The 18,179-nt window shown below is 64.9% G+C and carries 19 protein-coding genes; 10 read left to right on the top strand and 9 right to left on the bottom strand.

Translation table 11 applies throughout. The features are described from left to right. The first annotated feature begins 24 nt into the window (after nt 1–24). The 6 genes from iscU (at nt 25) to iscX (ending at nt 3,949) form a co-directional block, all read left to right on the top strand. The gene (gene iscU, locus AB4Z27_RS01800) at nt 25–429 is read left to right on the top strand and encodes a Fe-S cluster assembly scaffold IscU (RefSeq protein WP_092292573.1); all 405 of its coding nucleotides are present in this window, start codon (nt 25–27) and stop codon (nt 427–429) included. Nucleotides 430–507: 78 nt separating this feature from the next. Then, complete coding sequence (iscA, locus tag AB4Z27_RS01795; RefSeq protein ID WP_092292575.1) at nt 508–828, top strand: iron-sulfur cluster assembly protein IscA; 321 nt, start codon at nt 508–510, stop codon at nt 826–828. An 86-nt stretch (nt 829–914) separates the two neighbouring features. Then, a complete protein-coding gene (gene hscB / locus AB4Z27_RS01790; RefSeq protein ID WP_092292577.1) occupies nt 915–1,433 on the top strand; it encodes a Fe-S protein assembly co-chaperone HscB in 519 nt (172 codons plus the stop codon). Between the two features lie 78 nt (nt 1,434–1,511). Further along, nucleotides 1,512–3,377 carry a Fe-S protein assembly chaperone HscA gene (hscA, locus tag AB4Z27_RS01785; protein WP_092292579.1) on the top strand — a complete coding sequence of 622 codons (1,866 nt, stop codon included), beginning with the start codon at nt 1,512–1,514 and terminating at the stop codon, nt 3,375–3,377. A gap of 37 nt (nt 3,378–3,414) precedes the next feature. Beyond that, a complete protein-coding gene (gene fdx, locus AB4Z27_RS01780) occupies nt 3,415–3,753 on the top strand; it encodes an ISC system 2Fe-2S type ferredoxin (protein ID WP_092292581.1) in 339 nt (112 codons plus the stop codon). 1 nt (nt 3,754) lies between these two features. Continuing rightward, entirely contained in the window at nt 3,755–3,949 is a 195-nt protein-coding gene (gene iscX, locus AB4Z27_RS01775) for a Fe-S cluster assembly protein IscX (RefSeq protein ID WP_092292583.1), read from the top strand. A 92-nt stretch (nt 3,950–4,041) separates the two neighbouring features. Here the strand turns inward: iscX and AB4Z27_RS01770 are convergent, their stop codons facing one another. The 5 genes from AB4Z27_RS01770 to prfB all read right to left on the bottom strand — a co-directional run bounded on the left by AB4Z27_RS01770 (nt 4,042) and on the right by prfB (nt 9,736). After that, the gene (locus tag AB4Z27_RS01770; RefSeq protein ID WP_441592046.1) at nt 4,042–4,737 is read right to left on the bottom strand and encodes a glycine zipper 2TM domain-containing protein; all 696 of its coding nucleotides are present in this window, start codon (nt 4,735–4,737) and stop codon (nt 4,042–4,044) included. A 626-nt stretch (nt 4,738–5,363) separates the two neighbouring features. Next, nucleotides 5,364–5,954: a peptidoglycan recognition protein family protein gene (locus AB4Z27_RS01765; protein ID WP_441643828.1), complete on the bottom strand. Its 591-nt coding sequence runs from the start codon at nt 5,952–5,954 to the stop codon at nt 5,364–5,366. A 221-nt stretch (nt 5,955–6,175) separates the two neighbouring features. Next, complete coding sequence (gene lysS, locus AB4Z27_RS01760) at nt 6,176–7,708, bottom strand: lysine--tRNA ligase (RefSeq protein WP_092292589.1); 1,533 nt, start codon at nt 7,706–7,708, stop codon at nt 6,176–6,178. A gap of 55 nt (nt 7,709–7,763) precedes the next feature. Next, on the bottom strand, nt 7,764–8,522 hold the full coding sequence (locus AB4Z27_RS01755) for an SDR family oxidoreductase (protein ID WP_441592050.1): 759 nt from the start codon (nt 8,520–8,522) through the stop codon (nt 7,764–7,766). Nucleotides 8,523–8,631: 109 nt separating this feature from the next. Continuing rightward, a protein-coding gene (prfB, locus tag AB4Z27_RS01750) for a peptide chain release factor 2 (protein ID WP_143093866.1) occupies nt 8,632–9,736 on the bottom strand; the annotation gives its coding sequence in 2 pieces (ribosomal slippage) (nt 8,632–9,654 and nt 9,656–9,736; 1,104 coding nt in all). Nucleotides 9,737–9,912: 176 nt separating this feature from the next. On the opposite strand from prfB, the gene AB4Z27_RS01745 reads away from it, so the two are divergent. Further along, on the top strand, nt 9,913–10,659 hold the full coding sequence (locus AB4Z27_RS01745) for a M23 family metallopeptidase (protein ID WP_092292596.1): 747 nt from the start codon (nt 9,913–9,915) through the stop codon (nt 10,657–10,659). 19 nt (nt 10,660–10,678) lie between these two features. Here AB4Z27_RS01745 and AB4Z27_RS01740 read toward each other — a convergent pair whose 3' ends face one another. The 4 genes from AB4Z27_RS01740 to AB4Z27_RS01725 form a co-directional block, all read right to left on the bottom strand. Beyond that, nucleotides 10,679–11,188, bottom strand: coding sequence for a hypothetical protein (locus tag AB4Z27_RS01740; protein WP_255370742.1), 510 nt, complete (start codon nt 11,186–11,188; stop codon nt 10,679–10,681). Continuing rightward, nucleotides 11,185–12,063: a hypothetical protein gene (locus tag AB4Z27_RS01735; protein ID WP_092292598.1), complete on the bottom strand. Its 879-nt coding sequence runs from the start codon at nt 12,061–12,063 to the stop codon at nt 11,185–11,187. Before AB4Z27_RS01735 ends, AB4Z27_RS01740 begins: the two co-directional genes overlap by 4 nt. A 116-nt stretch (nt 12,064–12,179) precedes the next feature. After that, nucleotides 12,180–13,880, bottom strand: coding sequence for a single-stranded-DNA-specific exonuclease RecJ (gene recJ / locus AB4Z27_RS01730; protein WP_092292600.1), 1,701 nt, complete (start codon nt 13,878–13,880; stop codon nt 12,180–12,182). Nucleotides 13,881–13,927: 47 nt separating this feature from the next. Continuing rightward, the gene (locus AB4Z27_RS01725) at nt 13,928–15,088 is read right to left on the bottom strand and encodes a hypothetical protein (RefSeq protein ID WP_092292602.1); all 1,161 of its coding nucleotides are present in this window, start codon (nt 15,086–15,088) and stop codon (nt 13,928–13,930) included. Nucleotides 15,089–15,190: 102 nt separating this feature from the next. On the opposite strand from AB4Z27_RS01725, the gene AB4Z27_RS01720 reads away from it, so the two are divergent. The 3 genes from AB4Z27_RS01720 to AB4Z27_RS01710 are packed head-to-tail and all read left to right on the top strand — an operon-like array spanning nt 15,191 to nt 18,075. Further along, nucleotides 15,191–16,441: a lipoprotein-releasing ABC transporter permease subunit gene (locus AB4Z27_RS01720; protein ID WP_092292604.1), complete on the top strand. Its 1,251-nt coding sequence runs from the start codon at nt 15,191–15,193 to the stop codon at nt 16,439–16,441. Beyond that, nucleotides 16,434–17,183 carry a lipoprotein-releasing ABC transporter ATP-binding protein LolD gene (gene lolD, locus AB4Z27_RS01715; RefSeq protein WP_092292606.1) on the top strand — a complete coding sequence of 250 codons (750 nt, stop codon included), beginning with the start codon at nt 16,434–16,436 and terminating at the stop codon, nt 17,181–17,183. Before AB4Z27_RS01720 ends, lolD begins: the two co-directional genes overlap by 8 nt. A 49-nt stretch (nt 17,184–17,232) precedes the next feature. Then, entirely contained in the window at nt 17,233–18,075 is an 843-nt protein-coding gene (locus AB4Z27_RS01710) for a TatD family hydrolase (protein ID WP_092292608.1), read from the top strand. Nucleotides 18,076–18,179 lie beyond the last annotated feature (104 nt).

Here is an 18,179-nt window from a genome sequence, read left to right as displayed (position 1 = left end):
CAAGATTCGTCAGAGGTAGCCAAAATGTCTTACAGCAACAAGGTTCTCGACCACTATGAAAATCCGCGCAACGTCGGTTCGTTCGACAAGAACGACGACGCGGTGGGCACCGGTATGGTCGGCGCTCCGGCCTGCGGCGACGTGATGAAGCTGCAGATCAAGGTGAATGAGGCGGGCGTGATCGAAGACGCCAAGTTCAAGACCTACGGTTGCGGCTCGGCCATCGCGTCGTCGTCGCTGGTGACCGAATGGGTCAAGGGCAAGACCGTCGACCAGGCCCTTGAGATCAAGAACACGCACATCGCCGAGGAACTGGCGCTGCCGCCGGTGAAGATCCACTGCTCGATCCTGGCCGAGGACGCCATCAAGGCGGCGGTCGACGACTACAAGAAGAAGCACGGCGTTCCCGCCGCGCAGCAGGCTGCCTGATCGGCGGACTGGCTTTTTCGTTGGAAACTGCCGCGCCCGGCGCATTGGCCGGACGCGGTGTCTGACAGCAAGGCAACGATGATCACAATGACCGAAAAGGCGGCGAAGCACGTCGCCCGCTACCTGGAACGCCGCGGCAAGGGCGTGGGCCTGCGCGTGGGTGTGAAGACCACCGGCTGCTCCGGCCTGGCTTACAAGCTTGAATACGTGGACGAAGTGCTACCCGAGGACCAGGTCTTCGAGACGCGGGGCCTCAAGGTGATCGTCGACCCGAAAAGTCTGCCGTACATTGACGGCACTGAACTGGACTTCGCACGCGAAGGGTTGAACGAGGGTTTCCGCTTCAACAACCCGAACGTCAAGGACGAGTGCGGCTGCGGCGAGTCGTTCCGGGTCTGATATCCGGCGACGTGCTGAAGTGCGCTGAAGTGCAATGAAGTGCGAAAGGGGGGCGGCGTGGCCGCTCCTTTTTGTTGGGGAAGGTTTTGAAAGACGATTTTTTCTCGCTGTTCGGCTTGCCGGTGCGCTTCGATGTGGATCAGGCATCACTCGATGAGGCCTACCGCACCGTGCAGTCTCAGGCCCATCCGGACCGCTTTGCCAACGCCGGCGATGCCGAGCGGCGCGTGGCGATGCAATGGGCCGCGCACGCCAACGAAGCCTATCGCACGCTGCGCCAGCCGCTGAAACGCGCCATCTACCTGCTCACGCTGCGCGGCGTGGACATCCAGGCGGAGAACAATACCGCCATGGCCCCGGCCTTCCTGATGCAGCAGATGGAATGGCGCGAGGCGCTGCAGGAAGCGGTGGAAGACCGCGCAACGGACCGGCTCGACGGCCTGCTGCGCGACCTGCGCCAGGAACGGCGCGAGCGCCTGGAGGCGCTCGGCGCGCTGCTCGATGCCGGCAGCAATGAGGCAGCCGGCGCTGCGGCGCGGCAATTGATGTTTATCGAGAAGATCGAACACGACGCCAGCGAGGCGATCGACCGGCTGGAAAACTAGGCGAATCGCCAGTCTCCCGGCACGGTCCTCCCCGGCGAAGTCCGGACATCGCCCCACAAGAACACGCGAAGAATCATCATGGCACTGCTCCAGATTTCCGAACCCGGCATGTCGCCGGCCCCGCACCAGCGGCGCCTGGCAGTCGGTATCGACCTTGGCACCACCAACTCGCTGGTGGCTGCCGTGCGCAACAGCATTCCCGAAGTGTTGTCCGACGAGCGCGGCCGTCCGCTGCTGCCCTCGGTCGTGCGCTACCTGCCGGACCGTACGGCCCACATCGGCTATCGCGCGCAGGACGAAGCCGTGCGCGATCCCAAGAACACCATCGTCTCCGTCAAGCGTTTCATGGGCCGTGGCCTGCGCGACGTGGCCAATATCGAGCACAGCCCGTACGACTTCGTCGATGCGCCGGGCATGGTGCAGATCAAGACTGCCGCCGGGGTGAAGAGCCCGGTGGAGGTGTCGGCCGAGATCCTGGCGACGCTGCGTCAGCGCGCCGAGGATTCCCTTGGCGACGATCTCGTCGGCGCCGTGATCACGGTGCCGGCCTATTTCGATGACGCCCAGCGCCAGGCCACCAAGGACGCGGCCCAACTGGCCGGCCTGGAGGTGCTGCGCCTGCTCAACGAGCCGACCGCGGCGGCCATTGCCTACGGCCTCGACAACGCGGCCGAAGGGATTTACGCGGTTTACGATCTCGGCGGCGGCACCTTCGACATCTCCGTGCTCAAGCTGACCAAGGGCGTGTTCGAAGTGATGTCCACCGGCGGTGACTCCGCGCTTGGTGGTGACGATTTCGATCAGCGCCTGCTGTGCTGGATCGTGGAACAGGCCGGCCTGCAGCCGCTGTCCGCCGAAGACACCCGGCTGCTGATGGTGCGCGCCCGTGCCGCCAAGGAAGCCTTGTCCGAGAGCGACAGCACGGTGATCGACGCGGTGCTGGCCAGTGGCGAGATCGTTCACCTGCCGCTGTCCGCCTCGGTTTTCAACGATATTACGAAGCATCTGGTGCAGAAAACGCTGGCGCCGGCGCGCAAGGCGCTGCGCGATGCCGGCGTCGAGACGCAGGACGTGAAGGGCGTCGTGCTGGTGGGCGGTGCCACGCGCATGCCGTCGATCCGCAAGGCTGTGGGCGACTACTTCGGCCAGACGCCGCTGACCAACCTCGATCCGGACAAGGTTGTGGCCCTCGGCGCCGCCATGCAGGCCAACCTGCTGGCCGGCAACCACGCACCCGGCGAGGACTGGCTGCTGCTCGACGTGATTCCGCTCTCGCTGGGCGTGGAAACGATGGGCGGACTGGTCGAGAAGATCATCCCGCGCAACAGCACGATTCCCGTGGCACGCGCCCAGGAATTCACGACGTTCAAGGACGGCCAGACCGCGATCGCGATCCACGTGCTTCAGGGCGAGCGCGAACTGGCGAGCGATTGCCGCTCGCTGGCGCGCTTCGAGCTGCGCGGCATTCCGCCGATGGTGGCCGGTGCCGCGCGGATCCGCGTGACCTATCAGGTGGATGCCGACGGCCTGCTGTCGGTGGCCGCGCGCGAGATGCACTCGGGCGTGGAGGCGTCAGTCTCGGTCAAGCCGTCCTACGGCCTGGCTGACGACGACATCGCGCGCATGCTGCAGGACAGCTTCCGCGAGGCCGAGCACGACATGAAGACCCGCGCGCTGGCCGAGGAGCGCGTGGAAGCCGAACGGCTGGTGGAAGCCACCACGCGCGCGCTCGAGGTGGACGGCGACCTGCTGACCGCCGAGGAGCGCGCGAGCGTGGAAGTGCTGATGGCCAATGTGCGACAGATTGCAACAGGCGACGACCACCACGCGATCAAGACCGCCGTGGAGCGGTTGTCGCATGGCACGGACGAATTTGCCGCACGCCGCATGGACCGCTCGATCAAGAGCGCGCTGGCGGGGCGCAAGGTGCAGGAGCTCGGCTGAGCCGCACCGAATTGAGAATAGTCATACCAGGACAGACATGGCACAAATCATCGTATTGCCTCACGTGGAACTGTGCCCCGAGGGGGCCGTGTTCGAGGCACCCCAGGGCACCAGCATTTGCGACGCGCTGCTGAGCCAGGGCATCAACATCGAGCACGCCTGCGAGAAGTCTTGCGCCTGCACCACGTGCCACGTGGTAGTGCGCGAAGGCTTCAATTCGCTGGAAGACGCCGAGGAAAAGGAAGAAGACCTGCTCGACAAGGCCTGGGGCCTGGAGCCGAACTCGCGCCTGTCTTGCCAGGCGCTGGTGGCGGACGCGGATCTGACCGTAGAAATTCCAAAATACACGATCAACCACGCCAAGGAAGGCCACTGAGATGAAATGGACTGACACCTTCGACATCGCCGCGGCGCTCTACGACAAGTACCCCGAGGTGGACCCAGTGACGGTCCGCTTCACGCAACTGCGCCAGTGGGTCCTTGAACTGGACGGCTTCGACGACCTGCCCGAGCGCTCGGGTGAGAAGATTCTCGAGGCGATCCAGGCTGCGTGGATCGAGGAAGCGGCGTAAGGCTGCACCTATCGTAGATCGATGAAAAACGGCCGCGCTGGCATCCACCAGCGCGGCCGTTTCGCTTTCCCAGGGGAAGCGCTTACCCCCGCTTACCCCGTTACCAGCACGCCACGTTCCATGTGGACACGCTGGCCCACATCGACCCCCGGCGGGTTCTTGTAGGTGAAGGTACGGCGCGTGCCATCGTCCATCTGCACGCTGACGCGGTAGGCCTTGTCCTTGTTCACGTGCTTCTCGACCACGTTGCCGGCGTAACCGCCCGCCGCCGCACCGGCTACTGTGCCGAGAATCCGGCCGTTGCCGCTGCCGATCTGGTTGCCGAGCAGGCCGCCCACCACGGCGCCGCCGACCGCGCCCACGCCGCTGGTGGGCTTCTCCGATTCCACGACGCTCACGGCCGTGACGCGGCCAGCCGTATGGCTGGGCCGGGTGGCGGGACGCTCCTCGGCCTGAGCCTGCTGCGGGGGCGGCTCGTTACGCGCCTGCTGGGATTGTTGGGATTGCTGGGCCTGTTGAGCCTGTTGGGCGTCATAAGCCGGCGGGCGGGTGGTCGAACCCGGCGGGGGGGTAATGGACTGGGTGGCGACCGGGGCCGGGTAGTCGGCTGGCCCCTGGTTCGCCTTCGTGAGCGGCAACACGCCGGTCACGGCCGCCACCGCGGTCAGGCTGGCCACCACTACGGCGACTGCCGCGGCGCCGACCAGCGGGTGCAGGCGGCGCTGGGGCGGCAGCGGCGGGGTGGGCGAATTCGACGGATGGGCGGTAGCGGGAGTGGGGTGCTGCATTTGTTGTTCTCCGGGTGACCGGACTTGCCGGTCGATACCCCAAGTGTGGCCGAATCGCGCCCCGATTGCCGTTCGATTTTGTAAGCATTCGTAGCGCGGAAAACCCTTGTCAATCATGGGTTTGTCGCGCTATCGGAGTGCGTCCTACAGGCGCTCCAGTAACAAATTGGCTCATGGAAGCGGGCGCTCCCTCTAACATTTTCCCTCATCCTCAAGCCCGTAAGTACATGCGAAGGGGTCGTACCATTTGTTCTTTCCATAGTAGACGTAGACCTTATCGCCTCCGTGCGTCCATACCAGTGTTGCCGTCCCGCCGGAATATAGGCTCCACGCCCCGGTACTGCTGTCCCCGAACACGACGGTGCCCGTGGCATAACATGGGGAGTAGTAGTCGTGGAGCACCATGCGCGCCTGGACAGGGTATATCTTGGAAAAGAAGTTCTTTACCTGCGTCACCGTTGGCCGGAATCTCTTGCATAGCTCGGCTGTCCGCGGATCTCCATCTGGTAGCGATTGGCCGACTTCTTCAATCACCACTTTTCTGACATCTCTGGCTGAGCAAAGCGCGGCCGTCATGCACAGCAAAACAAAGGCAGCGGATCTCAAGAGGGGAAGAGTTCTTGATCTCACCATTTTGCGGTCCTCGCTTCGGTCAGGTTCTTGTAGGAAATATCGGGGTGCCGATAGACTTCCCGCGCCGCCACCGCAAAGGTGTCCATGAGCTCTGAGATCAGCCAGTCCAATGAAGAGTTTTGAGCGGCAGTTACATCCTCGTAAACTTCCTTGTTCTTGGGTCCGATGGCCATGCCTACCAGCTCTATGCCTATCGAGTCATGATTGGATGGAAATCGGTTGGGCCATTTTTTCTTTACTTCGTGTCGATGTAGCGCACCAGTTCCGAGCTTGGATATCTTGTCTAGCTCGATGGGAGAGCACTGTTTGGTCAAAATGCAGCGCGACCGGAGTGGTCCGACGTGATTCGTCACTCTCCGCAAGGATGCGGTTTGATAGATGATGCCGTCCTTGTCTATCAAGAAGTGAGCGCCATTGGCCGCAACATCGCCATAGCTGTTAAATGTATGGGACGACTCCGGGGCGCTTGTCTGGTGTACAACGATCCCATTTACGGTATCCATCGGTCCGCGCTCGATCTTCGGGAAAATCTTCACCCTCACTCGCTCCGCGTCGACATGCCCTTGCTTCGTAATAAATAGCATCCTCGCTCCTGGTTAGGTCGCCCTTATCAACTGGGGGCGGCCATCAACCTAGCAGGAGCGAACACAGGGAAACAATCGCTGATTCCTTAGACCGCGGGTACAGAGACGTTCGCATTTCGGTCGCCACAAAGAAAAACCCCACACTCGAAAAAGTGTGGGGTTTGTCAGTGGTCTGCCACCTGCCACGCATGCGGTGGGTTGTCTGGGTGCGTACCTGCGGTTCAGTCCTCGCGGCGCAGGTGCGGGAACAGGATGACGTCGCGGATGTTCGGGCTGTCGGTCAGCAGCATCACCAGACGGTCGATGCCGATGCCGCAGCCACCCGTCGGAGGCATGCCGTACTCGAGCGCGCGGATGTAGTCGGCGTCGAAGTACATCGCTTCCTCGTCGCCGGCGTCCTTCTGCTCCACCTGCTTGCGGAAGCGGTCAGCCTGATCCTCGGCATCGTTCAATTCCGAGAAGCCGTTAGCGATCTCGCGGCCCGTGATGAACAGCTCGAAACGCTCGGTGATGCCCGGCAACGTGTCCGAGGCGCGCGCCAGCGGCGACACTTCGACGGGGTAATCGACGATAAAGGTCGGCTCCCACAGTTGGCTCTCGGCCGTTTCCTCAAACAGCACCAGCTGCAGCGTGCCGAGGCCGGCGTTCAGGAACTGCGGCGCGCTCGTATTCACGCCAAATTTCTTCAGTTCGGTGCGCAGGAAATCGGCATCGGTCAGTTGCGCGTCGGTGTACTCGGGCGCGAACTTCTGGATCGCCTGGCAGATCGTCAGGCGATGGAACGGCTTGGCGAGATCCAACTCGCGGCCCTGGTAGGTCACCGTGGCGCTGCCGCGCGCATCGATGGCCGCCTGGCGGATCAGGTTCTCGGTGAAGTCCATCAGCCAGCGGTAGTCCGTGTAGGCCGCGTAGAACTCCATCATCGTGAACTCGGGGTTGTGGCGCGGGCTCACCCCTTCGTTACGGAAATTACGATTGATCTCGAACACGCGCTCGAAGCCGCCGACGACCAGGCGCTTCAGGTACAGCTCGGGCGCGATGCGCAGGAACATCTGCATGTCCAGCGCGTTGTGGTGCGTAATGAAAGGCTTGGCCGCCGCACCGCCCGGAATCGGGTGCAGCATCGGCGTTTCCACTTCCATGAAGCCGGCGTCGGCCATATGGCGGCGCAGCGACGAAATGGCGTTTGTACGAGCCCGGAACGTGGCGCGTGTCTCGGGCGAGACGATCAGGTCCACATAGCGCTGGCGGTACTTGGTCTCCTGGTCGGCCAGGCCGTGGAACTTGTCCGGCAGCGGGCGCAGCGACTTCGACAGCAGGCGTAGTTCGCGCACCTGCACCGACAGCTCACCCTTGTTGGTGCGGAACAGCTCGCCGCGCGCGCTGATGATGTCGCCCAGGTCCCAGTGCTTGAACGCGGCGTAGACGTCTTCGCCCACCTTGTCACGCGTGACGTAGAACTGGATCTGGCCGCTGCCGTCCTGCACGGTCGCAAAGCTGGCCTTGCCCATCACGCGCTTGAGCATCATCCGGCCGGCGATGGCCACTTCCACGGGCTGCGCTTCCAGCGTGGCCTGGTCGGTCTCGCCGTGCTCGGCGTGGAGCGCGGCGGCCTGATGCGTCGGGCGGAAGTCGTTGGGGAAGGCCACGCCTTGCTGGCGCAGGGCCTGCAGTTTCTCGCGCCGCTCCGCGATGATCTTGTTCTCGTCGGCGGCAGGCGTATCGGCGGCTGGGGCGCGGGTCGGTTCGGTCATGATGTGTCGGTGGATCGCTCCGGCTTGGCGCCGGCGCGGTTCGGTTCAGTTCGGTTCAGTAATTGCGGATGTCGTCGAGTTCGGTCTTGCCGAAGTCGGGACGCTCCAGGTAAGCCACGATGCGCCGCGCCGTGTCTTCGGGCGAGGCGAGCTGGTCGTTGGCCTTGAGATCGCGGAAGCGCTGCACGGCCGCGAAGTCCGCACCGCGGATGGTTTCCTGCATGTCGGTATCGACCACGCCCGGCGCCAGCGCCACGGCGCGCACCGCGCGCGGCTCCGGCACGCTCGCGTACTCGGCGTTAACCGAGCGGATGAACATGTCGAGCGCGGCCTTGCCGGCGCAATAGGCGCTCCAGCCCGGCACCGGGTTGCGCGCGGCGCCCGACGAGATCGCCAGCACCTTGCGCGCGCAGTCAAAGCGGGCAGTGTGCTCGATGAACGCGCCTGTCATGGTCATCGGCGTGGCCAGGTTGGTCAGCAGATGGGGGATGAGCGTGGTCTCGTGCAGCGCCGTGATCGGGCCAATCGGCTCTACCACGCCGGCATTGAGGATCAGCGTCACGCTGGCCGGGGCATCGTCCACGGCATCAAGCACGCTGCCCAGCCAGCCGGCGGCCGCGCTGGGCTGGGACAGGTCCTGCAGGTGCCAGGCCACCGGCACGCCGCTGGCGGCGATATCCGCCTCCAGTTCGGGGCTGCGGCTGCGCGCCACGCAGATCACCCGGTTGCCCGGTTTCAGCAACGCGCGGGTCAGTGCCGCGCCCAGGCCGCGCGATGCGCCCGTGACGATATAGAGATGGATACCTGCGCTCATGGTGCCCCGGATGTCCTGGTGGTCTTGGTGGTTCGAAGTTGAAGCGGAATGCGTCGAAGTTGGCCGGCGGAAACCGGCGCGCCACCCCGGGGGCGGCGCGCTGGTCTGCTTACAGGCCCTGTTTCAGGCTGGCCTCGATGAACGGATCGAGGTCGCCGTCCAGCACCTTCTGGGTGTTGGACATTTCCACATTGGTGCGCAGGTCCTTGATCCGGCTCTGGTCCAGCACATACGAGCGGATCTGGTGGCCCCAGCCCACATCGGTCTTGCCGGCTTCGAGCTTGTCGGCCTCGGCCTGACGCTTGCGCATCTCATGCTCGTACAGGCGCGACTTCAGCATCGACATGGCCTCGGCACGGTTACGGTGCTGCGAACGGTCGTTCTGGCACTGCACGACGATGCCGGTGGGGATGTGGGTAATCCGCACCGCCGAATCGGTCTTGTTGATGTGCTGCCCGCCCGCGCCCGATGCGCGGTAGGTATCCACGCGCAGGTCGGCCGGATTGACTTCCACCTCGAACGAATCGTCCACCTCGGGGTAAACGAACACCGACGAGAACGACGTATGGCGGCCGCCCGACGAATCGAACGGCGACTTGCGCACCAGGCGGTGCACGCCGGTCTCGGTACGCAGGTAGCCGAACGCGTAGTCGCCCTCGATCTTGATGGTGGCGCTCTTGATGCCGGCCACGTCGCCCTCGGACTCTTCGAGCACCTCGGCCTTGAAGCCCTTGCGCTCGCAGTACTTCAGGTACTGGCGCAGCAGCATCGACGCCCAGTCGCACGCTTCCGTGCCGCCGGCGCCGGCCTGGATGTCGATGAAGGCGTTGGCCTGGTCCATCTCGCCCGAGAACATGCGGCGGAATTCCATGCCGGCCACGATCTCCTCGAAGCCCTTGACGTCGGTTTCGATGGATTCGAGCGTTTCATCGTCGCCTTCCTCGCGCGCGAGCTCGAACAGCTCGTCGGCGCCAGTCAGGTCGTCCGTCAGCTTGCCGAGGACCTGTACCACGGCCTCGAGCGCTTTCTTTTCCTTACCCAGGTCCTGGGCCCGCTTGGGGTTGTTCCAGACCTCGGGGTCTTCCAGCTCGCCGTTGACTTCGTCCAGGCGTCCTACTTTGACATCGTAGTCAAAGATACCCCCGTAGATCTTCCGTCCGGGAACGGAGATCGGAGATGGCACCGGAGATGGCGTTGAGGCGTTCTGCTTCCATGATGTTCCTGCGCTTCCAAAACCTTGAATTATAGCGGATTGGCGCCGTAAATCCCGGGAGGGATCGTCGCGTGTGGCGAACCGTTCGCGATGCGAACGGTCTACCAGGGGATCGCGGCGCCACTTGGCAACACTTCGGCGACAATATCGGTAAATAACAGGAGTGAATTCGGACGCATGACAGCAAGCAACTTCGCCAGACCAGACGTGTCTGCGGCCCGCCGCCGCGCGCTGGGCCGCCTTGGCGCGGCAACGATGGCCACGCTCACGGCCACGCTGCTCGCCGCCTGTGGCACGACCCCGACAGAACCGGCGCCGGACGGCTTCTACCGCGTGGAACGCGGCGACACCATGTACTCGATCGCCCGGCGCAACCGGCGCTCCGTGGCCGAACTGGCCCGCTGGAACGACCTGACGGACACCAACCAGATCGAGGTCGGGCAACTGATCCGGGTGCGGCCGCCAGCCGCGGCGGCGGCAGCGTCGGCATCGGCACCGTCCAAATCATCGGAAAAATCTGAAAATTCGGCCAAACAGGCCGATACCGCGCCATCGCGCCCGCCGGCCAACGCCATCAAGCTGCAATGGCCGGCCGACGGCCGCGTGACGGGCCGCTTCGCCCTGCCGGCCGAGAAGGGCCTGCGGATCGAGGTGCCGGCCAACGGCAAGGTCCGCGCTGCCGCCAGCGGCTGGGCCATCCACGTCGGCACCCTGCGCGGCTACGGCATGCTGGTGATCGTGAAGCACAGCGACGACTGGCTGACCGTGTACGGCAACCTCGACAAACCGCTGGTCAAGGAAGGCGCCCGCATCACCACGGGGCAGGAAATCGGCAGCATGGCCGGCGCGGCCGAGCTGCACTTCGAGGTGCGCGGCAACGGCAAGCCGGTGAATCCAGCCACCTACCTGCCGGCGCGCGGGTAGGGAGATTGCCTGCGGCAGGCTATTGGGCGCCTGGATCTTTCGGTTTGGGCGCCTTGAATGGCTTGATCACGTATTTCTCGCCATGCTTGCGGCAGTCATTGGCGACGGCGCGCCACCAGGCTTCGGTGACGAGGTAGGTGCTGCCGTTGATGTCGTCGGGGGTAGGGACGGTGTCCCGGCCCAATTTCAAGGTGCGATTCGCAGCCGTCAACCCGATGTCACGCATATCCCGATACAGATTTCCCCGCCATAGCATGAGGGTTTGCTCCTCGTCCCATAGCACCCAAGCCTGGGACGTGCCGTCTGGCCATTTGTAGCCAACGGCGCAGAAGCGATTGGTTCGACCATTCTTTCCGGAGCTCAATAGAACATGCTTCATGGCGTGGAGTGGCTGTCGATAATAGGGATTCGTTGATACCTTAATTCGGCTGCTCGCCACTTCGGCAATGCCAGGCGGCAGCGGGCCTGCTGCCTGGGTGCTGAGGCAGGCAAAGGCCAGTATCACGGGCAAGATGAATCGTTGCTTCATCGCCTTGCCTCCAGTGCTCCGCTGGTGTTCGGCGTCAATTGAGCCAGGAATGCGTCGGTCAGGGTATAGAAGTCCTGGCCGCCCTTGGCGCGAAACTTGACGAAGTTGTGCCCTGGGCTATCCGAGCCTTCAGTTTTCCATGCGTATAGCTTCTTGGGGCAAGGGTCGGCGCCGGCCTTCGTGCCCTTGGAGACGGCGATAGCATGTTCCACAAAGATCTGATGAGATCTGTAACGATTGTCTGCACCATCGTGCGCCAGATTGAGTATGGCGTTCAGTGTGACGTTCTGCGCTGGAGCCAGTTGTGGAAATTGCTCAAAGCCTTCGACCTGTCGTTGAGCCTTGATCAGCGTGGTCAAAGTGGAGGCGCCCCGAGCGGAGAAGTGTTGCGGCCCCAACTTCAGACGGTTCCGAAGTACGTGCACCATCCACTGCATGCTCTCCAGCGACTCATCCAGGCTCACAAACTTGGGATGGCTCGGGGCGGCGTTCTCGACAATCAACATCCGCGCGAGAATCCCTGCCTCGGTATCCGCTTCCGGGAGCTTGAGTCGCGGCTCAAGCTCCACGGTCAGCCGTGCCGTATTGCTGTCCTTATGTTGCAGTCGCCCCTGTGCGTCTGTTACGTAAGCGTCCAGATGGACGACGCGTCGGCTGACGATGCTGTGATCCTGCACTTCCAGTCGGAGCACCTGCTCGGCTCTTCTGTCATCGACCCTTAGCGGCACGACGCTTAGGACGCTGTCAGTACTCCGGAGAACGAGGTGTTTCCTATGTGGACCGAGTCCGGAAACCTTGAACTGGAGTCGATTCCCCGGAAAGAGGGTGATTTGCGCGCCGAGTGGCGCGCCGTTGCTGCGCAGGAGTTTGGCCATATTGCTTCAACCATGAGGAGGAAGCGGCCATTGTTCAGGCCCGCGACTGCGCGCGTAAATCGTAGAACAGCGGAAATGTGTACCAGTTTTCCGCAGTCCCGCCAGCGTCTGCCGATTTACTGCGCGTGTTCGATCACCAGTTGCACGCGCGTGACCCCGTTGAAGGTGTTGTTGTCCAGCCGGTAGGCCACCGTCGCGCTGGCGCCGTCGAGGGCGTCGGCGTGGTTGAACCAGATCGCGTCGAAGCGCTGGCTGCCGCGCCCCAGTTGCAGCTTCAGATGCTTGCCCTTGAGCACGGTCTGGCGCAGGACATCGAATTCCCCGCAGAACGTGGGGGGCGGGAAGCCCTGGCCCCAGACCTGACCTTCTAGCAATGCGACGAATTCCGGGCTGAAGCACGATTCCTCGATGTCGCCATCGGTCTCGATCACGCGCGCCAGCTGGTCGTCCGTCAGCCATTCGCGGCCAACGGCTTCGAACGCCGACATGAAGGTGTCGAAGTCGGCCGAGCGTACGGTCAGGCCAGCCGCCATCGCATGTCCGCCAAATTTCACGAGCAGGCCGGGGTGCCGCTTCGACACCAGATCGAGCGCATCGCGCAGGTGGAACCCCGGGATCGAGCGGCCCGAGCCCTTGATGTGTTCCTCGTCGCCCGGTGCGAAAGTGATGGTCGGGCGGTGGAATTTCTCCTTGAGCCGCGACGCCACGATGCCGATGACCCCCTGGTGCCAGGTGTCGTTGAACACGCTGAGCGTGTAGCGCGATGCCGGATCCAGTCCCGCCAGCGGCTGTTCCAGGATCTGCAGGGCCTCCTGCTGCATGCCGGCCTCGATATCGCGCCGCTCGCGGTTCATGCCGTCCAGTTCCTGGGCGATTTCCCACGCGCGGTTCGGGTCGTCGGTCAGCAGGCATTCGATGCCGAGCGACATGTCGGCGAGCCGTCCTGCCGCATTGAGCCGGGGACCCAGGCCGAAACCAAGGTCGAACGTATTCGCCCGCGTGGCCTCACGCCCTGCCGCGCGGAACAGCGCCGCCACGCCCGGATGCATGCGCCCGGCGCGCATCCGGCGCAGCCCCTGGGCCACGAGGATGCGGTTGTTGGTGTCCAGCTTCACAACGTCCGCGACGGTACCGAGCGCGACGAGGTCAAGCAGGGTTTGCAGCGGCGGCTGGGTCGCCTGGGTGAACGCGCCGCGCCGGCGCAGCTCCGCACGCAGGGCCAGCAGCACGTAGAACATCACGCCCACGCCCGCCAGGTTCTTGCTCGGGAACTCGCAGCCGGGCTGGTTTGGGTTGACGATGACCGCCGCCTCCGGCAGCTCCGCGCCGGGGAGGTGGTGGTCGGTCACCACCACGTCGATGCCGAGCGCATTGGCCGCCGCCACGCCGTCGACCGATGCAATGCCGTTGTCGACGGTGACGATGACGTCCGGCTGCTGCTGGGCGGCCAGCGCCACGATCTCGGGCGTCAGCCCGTAGCCGTACTCGAAGCGGTTTGGTACGATGAAATCCACGCGCGCGCCGAGCATCCGCAGCCCGCGCACGCCCACGGCGCAGGCCGTGGCGCCGTCGCAGTCGTAGTCGGCCACGATCAGCAGCTTGCGGTTGGCGGCGATGGCATCGGCCAGATACTCGGCCGCGTGGCCGATGCCCTTCATCGTCGTGGGCGGTGTCAGTTCCGGCAGTTCGGTGGCCAGGTCGGACGGATGCAGCACGCCGCGCGCCGACAGGATGCGGGCCAGCGTGGGGTGCAGGCCCGACTTGGCCAGCACATCGGCGTGGGGTTCGGAATAAGAGCGGATGGCGATCCGGGTCATGGTCGTTTGTCCAGAAAAGCGGGCGCGAAAAGCGGAAAACGCGCGGATCAGGCCACCATGGCCAGGTCGGAAAGCAGGGCGCGCCAGTCGCCGCGCGCGCCCATGCCACGCCAGAACTTGCGCAGGTCGGCACGCCGCACGGTGAACTCGGCGTAGTGGTTGTCGCCGCCCAGCACGAGGGTGACGCCCATGATGCGGCCATCGGCCAAGGCCGCCAGTACCGGGGTGAACCACTCGGCGTCGAGTGCGTGCATGCGCTCAAGCCAGAGGCCCCAGTCCTGGGCGATATGGGCCTCGGTGGCGGTGTCGAGCATCGCCATGACATGGCCGTCGGCCTTCGCAATTTCCTCGAATTTGGCTGGCTGCGGGTCAAGCAGGCTATCGCTGGCGAGGGCCAGGCCAGCCAGGAAGGGGTCGTCCGTCAGCACGGCGTCGGCCAGCCGGTTGACGAGGCTCAGCTTGCCCCCGCCGTGGAGCCACACTGAATTAATGGTCAGGCGGCCCTCGGCCTCGCGCGCCTGGTTGACCGGATGGTCGTGCCAGGTCATCTGGATCTCGTTCTGGAGGCGTCGCCAGTCGCGCGCCCGCGCGCCGGCTTGCAGCCAGATGTCGATATTGCGGCCCGTGGCGCGCACCGGCGTGGTGGCTTCCAGCTCGCCGAATACATCGTCGGCCACATACCAGCGGGCGGGGTGGGGCGCGTCCAGCGCAATGCCGGACTCACGGAGCAGGTCGTCGATGGCGGCGCGCAGCGCAGCGGCCTCGTCGGGGCGGATCTCAAGCTGGTCCGGATGCATCAACACAAGGTGATCCCGCGCCGCGTGGATATGAACCGGCTGGAGGCAGGCCCAGCCCTGATCGCCGTTCTCTTCCCGGATCAGGGAGGCGGCAGGCGGCGCCTGGGCGGGGTCCGGCAGGCGGTCCGCGGCACGTTGCCGCAGGTCGGCCAGGCGCATAAAAGGCGCAGTCGGCACCTGCCGGGTGTCCAGGCCGGCCCGGCCGGCCAGCCAGCGCTCCTGCGGCAGGGTGCGCAGGAACGGATCGTCGTGGGTCTCGCGCGGGCCCGGGGCGGCGCGGGTGAGCAACTTTCCGAGCGCCGGCAACTCCAACTGCCGCAGCAGCGCGCTGGAGACGACGTCGTCCGCGGCGTCGTTGCCGGCGCCAGGCGGGACGGAAAAGGGCACAATCAGGGTCAGGTGCGTCATCATGGTTGCCGAGATTGTAAACTTCCGGCTGGCCGGCGCCAGTTTTCCGTCACCCAAGGGGGGCGGATGGCCCGCCGGCGCGACTTCCGAACAACAGGATTCCTCTTGAACTTTCCCTACGAGTGGCAGATCGGCTGGCGATACACCCGCGCAAGCAAGCGCGCCAGCCGCAATACGTTCATTTCGTTCATTTCCATGATCTCGATGTTTGGCATCGCCCTCGGTGTGGCGGCGCTGATTGTCGTGCTGTCGGTCATGAACGGCTTCCAGAAGGAAGTGCGGGACCGCATGCTGTCGGTCCTCGCCCATATCGAGGTCATCGCCCCGGGACCGTTGCCCGACTGGCACAAGACCGCCGCCGAGGCCATGCGGAACAAGGAAGTGGTGGGGGCGGCGCCCTACGTGGCCGCCCAGGCCATGCTCACCCGCGAAGACGCGGTGCGCGGCGTGCTGCTGCGTGGTGTGGATCCTGCCGAGGAGCCGAAGGTCTCCGACGTGGGCAACCAGTTCCGCGCCGGCAGCATGAACGCGCTGGTGCCGGGCGGCTTTGGCATCGCGCTCGGCAATGAACTGGCCAACGCCATGGGCGTGCGCGTCGGCGACAAGGTGACGCTGGTGGCGCCGCAGGGCACCATCACGCCGGCCGGCGTACTGCCGCGGCTCAAGCAGTTCACCGTAGTTGGCGTGTTTTCGTCCGGCCACTACGAGTTCGACAGCGCCCTGGCCCTGATCGACATCGAGGACGCCGAAACACTGTTCCGCCAGTCCGGCCCCACCGGTGTGCGGCTCAAGCTGTCCGACATGCAGCGGGCCCCCCAGGTGGCCCAGGAGCTGGCCGGCACGATGAGCGGCGAGCTGTACCTGCGCGACTGGTCCAAGCAGAACCGCAACTGGTTCGCTGCCGTCCAGACCGAAAAGCGCATGATGTTCATCATCCTGACGCTGATCATTGCCGTGGCGGCGTTCAACCTAGTCTCCACGCTGGTCATGACCGTGACCGACAAGCAGGCCGACATCGCCATCCTGCGCACAATGGGTGCCCAGCCGCGCTCGATCATGAAGATTTTCATCGTCCAGGGCGTGGCGATCGGCTTCATCGGCACCGTCCTCGGCGTGCTCGGCGGCACGCTGATCGCGACCAATATCGACGTGATCGTGCCCTTTATCGAACGGGTGCTGCATGTGCAGTTCCTTCCACGTGACATCTATTTCATTAGCGAACTGCCTTCGGACCCTCGCGTGAACGACATCGCCACCATCGGCATCATCTCCTTCGTGCTGGCCACCCTGGCCACGATCTACCCCAGCTGGCGCGCCGCGCGCGTGAACCCGGCGGAGGCGCTGCGCTATGAGTGACACCTCCCTGCTCCAGGAAGCCGCCACCCTCCCGGCAGTGCCCGGCCTCGCCGTGCAGTCCGGCACGCCGGTGCTGGTGGCTGAGGGCCTGTCCAAGCGTTTCCGCCAGGGTGGCCTCGACGTGGACGTCCTGCGCGGCGTAGACGTGCGCGTGGACGCTGGCGAGAAGGTTGCCATCGTCGGCGCGTCCGGCTCCGGCAAGTCCACGCTGCTGCACGTGCTGGGAGGGCTGGACAACCCCGACGCCGGCCGCGTTGCACTGCTCGGCAAGCCGTTCACCTCGCTGCGCGAGAGCGAGCGGAATACCGTTCGCAACCGCGCGCTCGGCTTCGTCTACCAATTCCACCACCTGCTGCCCGAATTCACCGCGCTGGACAACGTCGCCATGCCGATGCGCATCCGTGGCCTCAAGGAACGCGAGGCGCGCGCCGCCGCGCAAGCCATGCTCGAGCGCGTGGGCCTGGGCGGGCGGGCAAAGCACCGTCCCGGCGAGCTGTCCGGCGGCGAGCGCCAGCGCGTGGCCGTCGCCCGCGCGCTGGTCGGCCAGCCGGCCTGCGTGCTGGCCGACGAGCCCACCGGCAACCTCGACGACCACACGGCCGGCGGCGTGTACGACCTGATGCTCGAACTGTCGCGTACGCTCGGCACGAGCTTCGTCATCGTCACCCACGACACGGACCTCGCTGGCCGCTGCGACCGCGTGTTGCGCCTGCGCGACGGGCACCTGCACCGCGAACGCTGACCGGACATCGGTCCTCACCCCAACCGACCCACCGCCCCGCGCCCCCACCATGTGGATCGATACCCACTGCCACCTCGACGCCAGCGAGTTCGATAGCGACCGCGCGGGCGTCACGCGCGCGGCGGCCGAGGCTGGCGTCTCGGGCATTGTGCTGCCTGCCGTGGCGGTGTCCAACTTCGATGCCGTGCGCGCGCTGGCCCATGCCGGCACCGAGGCGGACGGCGCCCCCTGTGTCTACGCGCTCGGCATCCATCCCCTCTGCACACCTGGCGCCGGGCAGCAGGATCTGGACGAATTGCGACGCCAGGTAGCCGCGTCGATGGACGATCCGCGCTTCGTCGCCATCGGCGAAATCGGCCTCGACTTCTTCGTCCCGGGTCTGGACGTCGCCCATCAGACGTGGCTCTACACCGAGCAGGTGAAGATCGCGCGCGACTTCGATCTTCCCGTGCTGCTGCACGTGCGCAAGTCGCAGGACCAAGTCTATGCGCAACTACGCCGCGTGGGCGTGCGGCAGGGCATTGCACACGCCTTCAACGGCAGCCACGAACAGGCGCGCCGCTATGTCGAGCACGGCATGAAGCTCGGCTTCGGCGGCAACCTGACCTTCTCTCGCGCCAAACAGATCCGCCGGCTTGCGGCGGAATTACCGCTCGAGGCCATCGTGCTCGAGACCGACGCGCCCGACATCGCGCCGGCCTGGCTCTCCGACGACCAGTTCGGCGAGCAGCACAAAGCGCGCAACACACCGGGCGAGGTGGTGGGCGTGGCGCGAGTACTCGGCGAACTGCGTGGCGTGCCGGAAGCTGAGCTGGCGCAGGCCATGTGGCGCAACTCGGTGGCGGCGCTGCCGCGTCTGGCGGCGTTTGCAGACATCATGGCGCCGCGCTAAACGCGTGGCAAGACGCCGGCCGCCGTTTTAACAAACTTCCACAAAAACACATCATTCGTTAACGTTTTGGCGCCATCGCGCACAGTACAAATACGCCATCGGAA

Source organism: Cupriavidus sp. KB_39 (genome assembly GCF_052114485.1).
Taxonomy (GTDB): domain Bacteria; phylum Pseudomonadota; class Gammaproteobacteria; order Burkholderiales; family Burkholderiaceae; genus Cupriavidus.
The sequence above is the reverse complement of the archived record's forward strand: the minus strand, read 5'-3'. Positions and strand labels throughout refer to the sequence as shown.